The organism is Rhizobium sp. RAF56, from assembly GCF_052113965.1.
In the GTDB taxonomy this organism is placed as follows: domain Bacteria; phylum Pseudomonadota; class Alphaproteobacteria; order Rhizobiales; family Rhizobiaceae; genus Rhizobium.
Map to the genome: position 1 here is coordinate 1 of NZ_JBFRDU010000073.1, position 10,130 is coordinate 10,130.

Here is a 10,130-nt window from a genome sequence, read left to right on the forward strand (position 1 = left end):
AGCGCGTTGAACCGAAGAGGGCCATCACCCAAAACCCGCACCACCAGAAGCGTCCACTTGTCGCTGATGCGAGCCAGCATGCGGCTGATAGGTTCGCATGCCTTAGTATCCTCGTGGTTACCTGGTTTCCTCAAAGTGCTTTCTTGATCTGACACCCGATCCTCATATGTTAGTTACGTTCTGAAACCAACATACATGAGGTTACCGTGAGTTCGAAACCGAAAATTGCTTTGATTGTCGGCTCCACCCGCCCAACTCGCTTTGCCGACAAACCGGCACAATGGATGTTGAAGCAGGTGCAGGCGCGTGACGATATCGAGGTTGAACTGGTCGATCTGCGCGACCATCCAATGCCGTTCTTCGACGAGATGGCGTCGAACCTGTGGATGCCGAGCCAAAACCTCGAGGCGGTACGGTGGCAGGAAACCATTGGTCGCTTCGACGGCTACATTTTCGTGGTGCCGGAATATAACCGCTCGATTCCCGGAGTGCTGAAGAACGCGCTCGATCAGGCCTACAAAGAATGGAACCGGAAACCCTTCACTGCAATCGGTTACGGCAGCCGGGGTGCGTCTCGCGCCATCGAACACCTGCGCGGGATAGCGGTCGAGCTGCAGATGGTGTCTACGCGTACCGCCGTGCATATCGGCGGCGGAGATTTGATGGCGGTCCACCCCATGGGTGGCAACAAGCCTATCGAGGAGATCGAGGCAAATCTGCTGCCCGCCGCCAAAAACGCGCTGGATGAACTCGTCTGGTGGTCTAAGGCAACGATAGCCGCCAAAGCAGGCGAGATCTGACTTCTGCATAATTACTCAGGAGTTAGATGTTGGAAGTGCGACGACAGAGTTCTCGCACTTCCACGATGTTTTTATGAGATGTCCGCTTGCGACAGGAAGCGCCGTACGAAAGGAGCGCCGTTCTTGCGGCTATGTTTCAAGCCAGGTGAGCGCAGTACTCGTCTCTGCCATATCGAAATGCTTGATCTTTGGATGGAGTAGAAGGCTGGCTATGTGAGGAATGATCTTCAGCATTCCACTATCTGTGACGACCGCGATTTTTTCGATCCGCCGATGGTGCTCGGACACAAATTTCAGATGGGCTTCGAATGCCCCGAAGCTCTCCCAGCCGGGGAACGAATCCGTCCGGATCATCAACGGCGTGGGCCCATGTTGGGCTAAACGTGCGAGGATCTGTGTCGCGAACTCTTTAAAGTCAGACTCCTTTAGTGGCCCAACGGCGGTGACGATCAGAATGTTTTTATCATCGGATCGCTCGAAACGAAGCATCGTGGCCCATCTCCTGCAAGAGAATTACGCCCAGCCCAGCTACCGGCATCTTCTCAGTAGCAGCGTACCACGCGCTGACGGACGACAACACCGGTCGATGAACGTGACGACTTTAGTTCGTCGTTGATCAAACCGAAGGGATCGAAAGCAAGCAACTCTTCAAATGATATCGGTCGGGAAGTAACCCAAGCCCGTCGTCAGCCAAAGCCGACTGTTTTTCTTGGCACGTCGTTCCCCTAGCATCCGAGGCTATGCTTCCGTGCTTAGGGTCCGCACTCGATCAAGCGTCCGGTGGGATTCGGGTTCTTGCTGTCTTGGCAGGTTCACTACTTCGCTTTAAACAAACACCTCGCAGATACGAGGACCGAGCATGACGGAAACGATAGTATTCGACAATCGAAGCGAGTTTGCTTTATGGGCCATTGAACTGAGTAAAGAGATCGTCAGCACCCATGCCACTGCGCTGGCTTTAGCGGCGCGAGATTGCAACGAAGATGAAATTCGAACAGCAGGTAACGCCTTGGGAACGGCAATTACCGAAGCTCTGCTTCAAGTGTTCGACGGGCTCCTAGAAGAATAGGGAGATTTCCTTTGACGAGGCGGTTCGTCGCGATCGATAATTAGGGGATTGCTCGGCGAGGTCCGCTTTTTGGCGCAAAACTGCTGAAGCGTTTGGTCTGCAATGGTGAAGGGTTTCGGGTGCCGTCAGGCGTACGAAAGCCTTCACCATATCGGCCATTGAGGCAAGCTTTTGCCTCCGCCTGGAAGCAGACATCGAGGTGACTGAGCTGAAGGTCGTGGTTGCGCCTCCGTTCCAGACGTTACGTGGATAGGTCACAGATTCCATAAGCTGCCGTTCGTTTAAGGTCGGAGCAGGCGGCGTCGCTTAGACCAGCGCGCCAATCGTCGAATTTGATTAGTCGGAGATTAACGCCTACGTGCAAAAATCCAACCATGCACCTTTCGACACCGTTCACACTCCTTCTAATTTATCTCCTCGTCAACGTCGTGGTCTACTGCGTCTATTGGTGGGACAAGCAAGCCGCGATAGAGGGGGCGTGGCGCGTTCGCGAGAGCACGCTGCTCTGGCTGGCTATTGCCGGTGGAAGCCTCGGAGCCCTTACCGCACAGCAAGTACTTCGTCACAAAACGCGCAAGGAGCCTTTCCGCAGCATCCTAATGACAATCGGAGCGCTGCATGTGTGTCTCGGCGTCGTATGGATTACTGCACCGAATCTTGTTGTTGAGGCGTTATCGCGAATGAAGTCTTCCATGTGAGTTAGAGATCCGGGCTGTGTAGTTTTCCAACGCAGCGACGCAAGTTGCTTGCGCCTTTGGCTAGAGATGGTTTTCGGTCAGGAATGCTCCCCCGTTCCAGTCATTCCGAAAGCGCTGGCGAATTCCCAAAGGCTGCCTGTCCGCTCGATGCCCGTCCATGTCCGCAGTGCGCTAACAGCGGACTTTCGTCATTTGCGATAGCGAAGCGCTTCCATGACGAGTGCAAATGCAGGCGAATGTTGACGGCGGCTCGGATAATATAGGTGATAAGCCGGGCGCGGCGGGCACCAGTCTGCGAGAACACGCATCAGCCGTCCGTCCTCTATCGCAACGCTCGCCTGATCCTCTGGAACATAGGCAAGGCCGAACCCGTCCAGCGTAGCCTGCAGCATCAGCGCTATTGTATTGAAGACCATTCGCCCCTCGGCCCGAACCTTCATCTCACGCCCATCTTTCTCGAAGTCCCATATATAGAAACCGCCTTGGGTCGGAAGCCGAAGCCTTATGCACTCGTGCTCGGTTAGTTCCTCCGGGCTGAGAGGCAAGCTACGATTTTCGAAATACGACGGCGACCCGACCACCACTGGGCGGAAGTCCCTGTTGATGGGCACCGAGATCATATCCTTGTCGACCTGTTCGCCCAGCCGAACGCCTGCATCGTACCGTTCCGCGACAATGTCCTTCAAACCGTAATCGCTGATGATCTCGATATTGATGTCGGGGTACTCAGCCAACAACGGGCTAAGGGCGGGCCAGAGAATGGTCTCCGCCGCATGTTCGACCGTCGTAATGCGAACCGTGCCCGCAGGCTTGTCGCGCATAGCGCTCAGGGCGGCGATCTCGCCCTCTATCTCATCGAAACGCGGCCCAATGCTCCAAAGCAAACGTTCTCCAGCTTCTGTCAATGAAACACTTCTGGTCGTTCGCGTAAGCAACCGAATGCCCAGCCGTGCCTCTAAAGTGCGGATGGTGTAGCTGAGCGCCGGTTGGGAAACGCCTAACTGTGCGGCCGCTTTGGTGAAGCTCCGCTCCCGTCCGACAGCAATGAAGGCAAGAAAGTCATTGATGTTCTCGCGACGCATTCAGAAATCTACCTTCTAGGTCCATGCAGATAATACCATCTAATGTCTGGATGCTGAATGGATTACTTTCCAGCCATCAAACTGGAAAGGATACATCCATGAGCAAAGTCTGGTTCATTACAGGTGCGGGTAGCGGCATCGGTGCGGCAACCGTTCGGGCGGCACTCGCTGCTGGCAACAAGGTCATCGCGACAGGTCGAAACCTCGACAAGGTTCGAAATGCATTCAACGACGTCGCGAGCGAAAGCCTCGCCGTTGTCCAACTGGATGTGGCGGACGAGGTGCAGGCGTTTGCGGCTGTCGCTCGTGCCGTCGAGGAATTCGGGCGCATCGACGTCTTGGTCAACAATGCGGGTTACAGTCTTCTCGGCAATTTCGAGGAGATGACCACGGCCGACTTCAAGTCCCAGATCGACACGAATTTCTACGGCGTGATGAACGTCATGAAAGCCGTGCTTCCGGTAATGCGCAAGCAGCGTGAAGGTCGCATTATCAATATCAGTTCCGTTGCGGGCGTAATCGGCCTCAAGCATTGCGCGGCCTATAGCGCGGCGAAATTCGCTGTCGAAGGTCTATCCCTATCTGTCGCACATGAGGTTGAGCCCTTTGGAATCAAAGTTGTGGTGGTGTCTCCGGGCTTCTTCCGGACCGAACTTCTCGACGCCAAAAACGTCAAGTATGCGGCCAGCACCATCGAGGACTATGCGCATGGAGGGACCGCTGAAGCCCTGTGGTCGGGGTACGATGGCAAGCAGCCAGGCAATCCAGCCAGCCTTGCAGGGGTTCTTGTTGAGCTTGGTGCGATGGAGAATCCTCCCAAGCAGTTCCTGGCTGGTGGTGATGCAATCGAAGCGGTGCAGCCCGTGCTCGAAGAAAGGCTGAAAGAAATGCATGCCTTTGAGAGACTGTCTCAGGCAGCGTCAGGGTCGTTCTGACCACACGGGCGGGGCTGCACACTTAAATCCATGCGGCTCCGCGCTTCCCTTCAGTCATTCAGAAAGACCGCTATGGGCCGATAGGCGACCTCGGCCGCTCTGCGCCCCAGGAGCCGTCGTCGCGGTTGATACCAGCAGCCAAGTTAGCTGAACAGGCTTGAGATGCTTTGCTCCCTTGCAGTGCGGGTTGCCGAGAACCAGATGGCGATGAGCTTCTTCTTGAAGCTCAGCTTGCGCGCGTGAAGGCCGTGCCCGAGGTGACGCTGAACACGACCTTGCAGGTTTTCTCGGTGCATTTAAAGCGGTTGCGGCTCATCGTGTGGCACCGCACCGTTCCGCACTTGGGGCAGTAAGGCTCGCCCTCCGTCTCGGGCCAGCGCAGGCGCTTAAACCAGATGTAGGCAGTCGCATCCCGCATCCTCGTGAGATCGAGCACCGTCAGCGTCCGGCACTCTGGCGAAAGCAGGAAATGCTGGCCCTTGGGCGTGTTTTCGGGGTTCGCCATCGCTCAACCCCTCCGCGATCCGGAGGAAGACCCGGCATATTTTCCACCCCCCGCCCAAGGCACTGACGGCCAAAGCAGGAGCGTGGGCGCGGTGGGAAATGATGGTGATAGCGATGGCGTTGAAGGTCATGTTCAAGCTCCAGAAACGGCGGCGGGCACAGCGGATCGAGGGCCGAGACCGGCCACGGGGAGATCAGAGCTGTACGCGTATCATCCTGAACATGACCTGTTCTTACCTGGGATTTTCGCAGGAGTCGATCGAAGAAAAATCGGATGGTTAACGGAAGCGGCTACTTTCGTCTTGCTCGTTGCCCCTTGAACTTCAACGGGAATGGCGAGAGTCTATTCGGGCATAATCTGGCGCTTAATCTGGTCGCCTCCGATAATCCGGTATAATCTGGCAAATAATCTGGTTGATCAATCAGGTTCAATCCGGTACTCAATCTGGTATGATCAATACAGACACCATACAGATTACGCCTGAGTTACTAACTCTCGTCGCTGAAATTGACGAGTTCAAGGGGGCATGGCGCGCGTTGGGCACGCTTGCGCCAGAGCGCTTGAAAGCGTTGCGAATGATCGCGACCATTGAAAGCATTGGCTCTTCGACTCGCATCGAAGGAAGCAAGCTAACCGACAGGGAAGTCGAACATCTCCTTGCCAATCTGGAAATCAAACGCTTCACAAGTCGCGACGAACAGGAAGTCGCTGGCTACGCCGAGGCGATGGAAACGATATTCCAAGCGTGGGAAGATATTCCACCAACGGAAAATCACATCAAACAACTTCATCGCGATCTTCTCCGGCACAGCTCAAAGGACGAGCGTCATCGGGGCGAATACAAGACATTGCGAAACGATGTAGGTGCCTTTGATAAGGAGGGAAAAATGATCGGGGTCGTCTTCGAGACGGCCACACCCTTCGACACCCCACGACGGATGCAAGAGCTTGTCACTTGGCTGAAAGACGCGCGTGAGCTAGGTCGTCTACATCCACTAATAATTGTTGCCGTGTTTACCGTCGTATTCTTGGAAATCCATCCTTTCCAGGACGGAAACGGCCGCCTCAGCCGGATATTGACCACGTTGCTGCTCCTCCAAGCCGGATACGCCTATGTGCCATACTCTTCTTTGGAAAGCGTGGTTGAGAACAGCAAAGAAGGCTACTACTTGGCACTACGCCAGACTCAAAAGACCATTCGAACCGAAGCCCCTAATTGGCAACCATGGCTCCTTTTCTTCTTTCGCGCCCTACAACAACAAAAGCGCCGCCTTGCGGCAAAGGTCGAACGGGAGAAGACTGCTCTAGCCGTCCTTCCAGAATTGGCACTCAAAATCCTTGACTATGCGCGCGACCATGGCCGCGTCACATCGCGTGACATGGTGCGCGAAGCTGGCGCGAGTCCTAATACACTTAAAGCCACGTTTGCGTCCCTGGTAACGAAAGGAATGCTTGTGCGTAATGGAGGCGGTCGTTCGACTTGGTACGCGCTACCCTGAATAGCCGGGAAATTTCTGAAAGCCGGCACAAACCTAATATAACGTTTGGGAGCCCGTCTCGAGACCGAACGAAGCTCGGCTTGGCCTGAGATGCCCATGTGTACCAGAGCGACACGGATAGGCTGACGGCTTTCACCCCACCCGAGGACGAACCGTATGGGCAGTGATGTCCTCTTCCAGCCTCGCCCCAACTTCCGCCAAATTTGAGCAAAAATGTCGCTTTAGTTCAGTGGCATAAATCGCTTTTGGTGGCTTTTGCTACCTAATGCCGTCGTCGACCGAGCGCGTCGATATGCCTTGGATATAGGCTTCCTGGATGACGGCGGTCAGCGCCTTCTCGGCCATGCGGCGCGGTTCGAGGAAGCCTGGAAAGTAGGAGCCCTTCCTGAGCTTGGGGATGCGCAGCTCGACCGTGCCGGCCCGCGTCTCCCAGTCCCTGTCGCGGTAACCGTTACGCTGGGCCAGTCGCAACGGGTCCTTCTCGCCATACGCGGCGCCGGTGGCCGCACCTCCATTTCCATCAGCCGCTCGGCGGCAAAGCCGATCATCTCCCGCAGCAGATCGGCATCAGGGGTCTTCTCCACGAGCGTGCGCAGGTTCATCATGTCGTCGGTCATCGGTGGTCCTTCCGAAATGGGTTGGCGTCAACAACCAAACCCTACCGGAAAGCGCCGATGACCACCCACACGCCGCTCACTCGCTACAGCGCTATCAACGGCGCGCTCGCGAGCGGCTTCATTATCGCCGAGCTACACCACCTGATGGGACACGACCGAGGACCGCGTCCTCAGATGGAGACCCTGGTAGCGCTCCGGTCAGGGCGATAGAACAGGATCCGCAGGTTTGTCCTCCCCATGAGGCGCCATCGTCTTCGTCCGCTTCCGCACGCATCCTTTTGAATCGTCGCGCGTTTCTACATAACCAACAATGGAGGCGATCATGACGAAGCGCGAACTCATGGACACCGGCTCCGACAACCGCTACGTGCCCCCCGGCGACTACGGCCGCTTCAGGAAAAGCGTCGATCTCAGGCACTCCCTCGCCAGCCACACAAGCCACAAGGCTAAGAACGATGCCAAGCCCGGCGATAGCGACTGCGGCGATCATCATCCCATTAGGAAGCATTAAGGAGAGATCCCATGAGATCCAAGGGGTTCAACGCAAAGGATCTGGAATTTCATCTTGCGGAATTCGAGGACCACGATCCGATCGTCGAAGAGCCTGTCGATGTCGCCGAGGAGGACGACGTCGAAGCCGATCAGAAGGAAATGGCCTGGCTCCACAAGGAACTCGCCGATCTGAGGGAGCAACTTGCGATCCTCCACAGCGACACCGACGGGAGCCCAACCGCGAAGGCCAACGCCCGTCCCTGGCTTCCCATCGCGGCGTCCGCGGCCGCTATGTTTGTCCTCGGCAGGGTTGTTCAACGATTGCGGCTGCGTTCGGCGGGTGCCCCTTCTCGGTTTCGATGATCTCAGTCAGATCAAACGCGGTTTCTTTAGGAACGAGCCCCTAGAATATAGAAAAGCCAGACCACGGACTGCGTCATTCTCGCGCATTGCACGGCTATATCGGCGTCACCCAGATAATCGGCAATAGGGATTGCGGAGCTAGGGTTGGTCTGCAGGGCATCGATTTAAGACTGCCCGGTGGGGTGGGGCGAAGGACGGTCGACCTTTGATAAAAAAGTCCAACGACCCAATGCCGGCCAAACCTTTCGGCGCAGACGGCGTTTCGAGGTCCTTCAGCAGGTGATTTCGCAGAGCTGATCTGGAAGACGCGCTGTAGCCGAATTTAGAGGAATTGCCGACAGACTCCTTCAAAGAGTCCATCGGCATCCGCCGCATCTCCTAGTCAGGATTGCGTTTAGGTTGGTCAGCCGGACGCTCGTCGAACTCGACGACCGATCTTCGATTTGAGTCTTGGGAGACGCCGCGTCATGTAGCAGCTAATCACCCTAATGATCAACACCACTTATTATAATTTTGCGGGTTGATGACTCTTTTTCCAGTGCCGATGAGAGCACTGAACAAGCCGTTCTGCCGTGTCGAGTCAAAATACCTAGAATTGACTTTATCTACCGTCTAAATCATTGTTAATAAAACGCTTAAGTTCCATAAGCTATGTTATGCGATATGTCATTGTAGCGGGGTACATTCTATTTCCAAGCGCGACATGCTTATAAAAACAATGGCTTCGCCTTGGAGATATATGCATGCCCCATTGCTACTCGCAGCTCACCTTGGCTGACCGCAGACGGCTTCTTCACCTAAGAGAACGCAAGGTTTCCGTTTCGGAGATTGGCCGCCAACTCGGTCGTCATCGCTCGACGATCTATCGCGAGCTTAAACGCAATACGTTCCACGATCGCGAGTTTCCGGAATATAGCGGCTATTACAGCGGTATCGCCAACGACATCAGCAAGGAGCGTCGACGACGGCTGCGCAAGCTCAGGCGTCATCCGCAGTTGCGCGAGTTGGTGATCGATCGGCTGAAAGCACGTTGGTCGCCTGAGCAGATCGCCGGCCGCCTGCTCGCAGACCGTGTCAGCCCCGTGCGCGTCTGCCAGGAGACGATCTATCGCTTCATCTACGGCAAGGAGGATTATGCTCTGGAGCTCTATCGGAATCTGCCGGAAGGCCGTCGCAGGCGCCGCCGACGTGGATCCCGCAAGCCACGCGACGGTTTGATCCCGTTTGACTGCAGAATATCCCAACGCCCTGATTGTATTGACGATCGCTCGCAGTTTGGGCATTGGGAGGGCGATCTCCTGATCTTCCGGCGCGAACTCGGTGAAGCCAATGTCACCTCTCTCGTCGAGCGCAAGAGCCGCTACACCGTGATGATCAAGAACCGCAGCCGGCACTCGCGACCGATCATGGACAAGATCATCGATGCCTTCTCACCTTTGCCGGCCTTCGCCCGCCAGAGTTTCACCTTCGACCGCGGCACCGAGTTTCGCGGCTTTAGGGCTTTGGAAGATGGGATCGGCGCCAGAAGCTGGTTCTGCGATCCCAATTCGCCTTGGCAGAAAGGTGCTGTTGAGAACACCAACAAGCGTATTCGACGCTTCATGCCTGGCGATACGGATCTGTCCAACGTCGCTCAGCAGCAACTCGTCGACCTCGCCCATCACCTGAATTCGCTGCCAAGAAAGTGCTTGGGCTACAAAACACCGGCCGAGGTCTTCATGGCCCATTTGCGTGAATGCGGCTGATCCCCTACGCTCGGTGCATCGCGCCGAGGTCGTCGACAACAAGCGGCTGGACGACATGCTGTCGATCGTGGCCGAGATACAGTCTGGGCGCGAGCAGCAGCGGAGCAAGAGCGGGCCTCGGCGCACCGGACAGACGGATCATATGTTCGGCATTCGAGACGGTAGCACAGCCAACAGCTATCAGAAGCGGGGTCGCAAGCCTGGGCCAAGGACGGATTTCATGAACGATCCTGCGGTGATTGCGCGGCGAGAGAAGGCACTGTCGAGGCCGCCGGCGGCGGAATAAAGAGCGTCAATGCACGCCGATGTCGCTCTGCGTATCCGA

General features: G+C 56.1%; 11 protein-coding genes and 2 pseudogenes. 9 read left to right on the top strand and 4 right to left on the bottom strand.

The features are described from left to right. The first annotated feature begins 206 nt into the window (after positions 1-206). On the top strand, positions 207-800 hold the full coding sequence (locus AB4048_RS28040; RefSeq protein ID WP_442205235.1) for an NADPH-dependent FMN reductase: 594 nt from the start codon (positions 207-209) through the stop codon (positions 798-800). Positions 801-929: 129 nt separating this feature from the next. Here AB4048_RS28040 and AB4048_RS28045 read toward each other — a convergent pair whose 3' ends face one another. Then, positions 930-1,289 (bottom strand): STAS/SEC14 domain-containing protein, encoded by a 360-nt coding sequence (locus AB4048_RS28045; protein ID WP_442205236.1) that lies wholly within the window; start codon positions 1,287-1,289, stop codon positions 930-932. 370 nt (positions 1,290-1,659) lie between these two features. On the opposite strand from AB4048_RS28045, the gene AB4048_RS28050 reads away from it, so the two are divergent. Together AB4048_RS28050 and AB4048_RS28055 are read left to right on the top strand one after the other, a co-directional pair. Then, positions 1,660-1,869, top strand: coding sequence for a hypothetical protein (locus AB4048_RS28050; RefSeq protein WP_442205237.1), 210 nt, complete (start codon positions 1,660-1,662; stop codon positions 1,867-1,869). A 374-nt stretch (positions 1,870-2,243) separates the two neighbouring features. After that, the gene (locus AB4048_RS28055) at positions 2,244-2,567 is read left to right on the top strand and encodes a DUF1294 domain-containing protein (RefSeq protein ID WP_442205238.1); all 324 of its coding nucleotides are present in this window, start codon (positions 2,244-2,246) and stop codon (positions 2,565-2,567) included. 188 nt (positions 2,568-2,755) lie between these two features. On the opposite strand, the gene AB4048_RS28060 is transcribed toward AB4048_RS28055, so the two are convergent. Beyond that, positions 2,756-3,649, bottom strand: coding sequence for a LysR family transcriptional regulator (locus tag AB4048_RS28060; RefSeq protein ID WP_442205239.1), 894 nt, complete (start codon positions 3,647-3,649; stop codon positions 2,756-2,758). A 98-nt stretch (positions 3,650-3,747) separates the two neighbouring features. On the opposite strand from AB4048_RS28060, the gene AB4048_RS28065 reads away from it, so the two are divergent. Continuing rightward, complete coding sequence (locus tag AB4048_RS28065; protein WP_442205240.1) at positions 3,748-4,584, top strand: SDR family oxidoreductase; 837 nt, start codon at positions 3,748-3,750, stop codon at positions 4,582-4,584. 226 nt (positions 4,585-4,810) lie between these two features. Here AB4048_RS28065 and AB4048_RS28070 read toward each other — a convergent pair whose 3' ends face one another. Further along, positions 4,811-5,089 (bottom strand): transposase, encoded by a 279-nt coding sequence (locus AB4048_RS28070; protein ID WP_442205241.1) that lies wholly within the window; start codon positions 5,087-5,089, stop codon positions 4,811-4,813. Positions 5,090-5,502: 413 nt separating this feature from the next. On the opposite strand from AB4048_RS28070, the gene AB4048_RS28075 reads away from it, so the two are divergent. Next, on the top strand, positions 5,503-6,588 hold the full coding sequence (locus AB4048_RS28075; protein ID WP_442205242.1) for a Fic family protein: 1,086 nt from the start codon (positions 5,503-5,505) through the stop codon (positions 6,586-6,588). 270 nt (positions 6,589-6,858) lie between these two features. Here AB4048_RS28075 and AB4048_RS28080 read toward each other — a convergent pair. Continuing rightward, a pseudogene (locus AB4048_RS28080) lies at positions 6,859-7,205 on the bottom strand (transposase); the annotation flags it as partial. 322 nt (positions 7,206-7,527) lie between these two features. Between AB4048_RS28080 and AB4048_RS28085 the strand changes: the two are divergent. The 4 genes and pseudogenes from AB4048_RS28085 to AB4048_RS28100 all read left to right on the top strand — a co-directional run. Beyond that, positions 7,528-7,716, top strand: coding sequence for a hypothetical protein (locus tag AB4048_RS28085; protein WP_442205243.1), 189 nt, complete (start codon positions 7,528-7,530; stop codon positions 7,714-7,716). A gap of 11 nt (positions 7,717-7,727) precedes the next feature. Then, positions 7,728-8,060 (top strand): hypothetical protein, encoded by a 333-nt coding sequence (locus AB4048_RS28090; protein WP_442205244.1) that lies wholly within the window; start codon positions 7,728-7,730, stop codon positions 8,058-8,060. Between the two features lie 743 nt (positions 8,061-8,803). Next, positions 8,804-9,805: an IS30 family transposase gene (locus AB4048_RS28095; RefSeq protein WP_442205245.1), complete on the top strand. Its 1,002-nt coding sequence runs from the start codon at positions 8,804-8,806 to the stop codon at positions 9,803-9,805. Continuing rightward, positions 9,804-10,091, top strand: a pseudogene (locus AB4048_RS28100) (ISNCY family transposase); the annotation flags it as partial. The gene AB4048_RS28095 and the pseudogene AB4048_RS28100, both read left to right, overlap by 2 nt. Positions 10,092-10,130 lie beyond the last annotated feature (39 nt).

Excerpts from the sequence above, each read along its gene's own strand:
- AB4048_RS28045 (WP_442205236.1), bottom strand. The coding sequence starts at position 1,289 with ATGCTTCGTTTCGAGCGATCCGATGATAAAAACATTCTGATCGTCACC.
- AB4048_RS28050 (WP_442205237.1), top strand. The coding sequence starts at position 1,660 with ATGACGGAAACGATAGTATTCGACAATCGAAGCGAGTTTGCTTTATGG.
- AB4048_RS28055 (WP_442205238.1), top strand. The coding sequence starts at position 2,244 with ATGCACCTTTCGACACCGTTCACACTCCTTCTAATTTATCTCCTCGTC.
- AB4048_RS28060 (WP_442205239.1), bottom strand. The coding sequence starts at position 3,649 with ATGCGTCGCGAGAACATCAATGACTTTCTTGCCTTCATTGCTGTCGGA.
- AB4048_RS28065 (WP_442205240.1), top strand. The coding sequence starts at position 3,748 with ATGAGCAAAGTCTGGTTCATTACAGGTGCGGGTAGCGGCATCGGTGCG.
- AB4048_RS28070 (WP_442205241.1), bottom strand. The coding sequence starts at position 5,089 with ATGGCGAACCCCGAAAACACGCCCAAGGGCCAGCATTTCCTGCTTTCG.
- AB4048_RS28085 (WP_442205243.1), top strand. The coding sequence starts at position 7,528 with ATGACGAAGCGCGAACTCATGGACACCGGCTCCGACAACCGCTACGTG.
- AB4048_RS28090 (WP_442205244.1), top strand. The coding sequence starts at position 7,728 with ATGAGATCCAAGGGGTTCAACGCAAAGGATCTGGAATTTCATCTTGCG.
- AB4048_RS28095 (WP_442205245.1), top strand. The coding sequence starts at position 8,804 with ATGCCCCATTGCTACTCGCAGCTCACCTTGGCTGACCGCAGACGGCTT.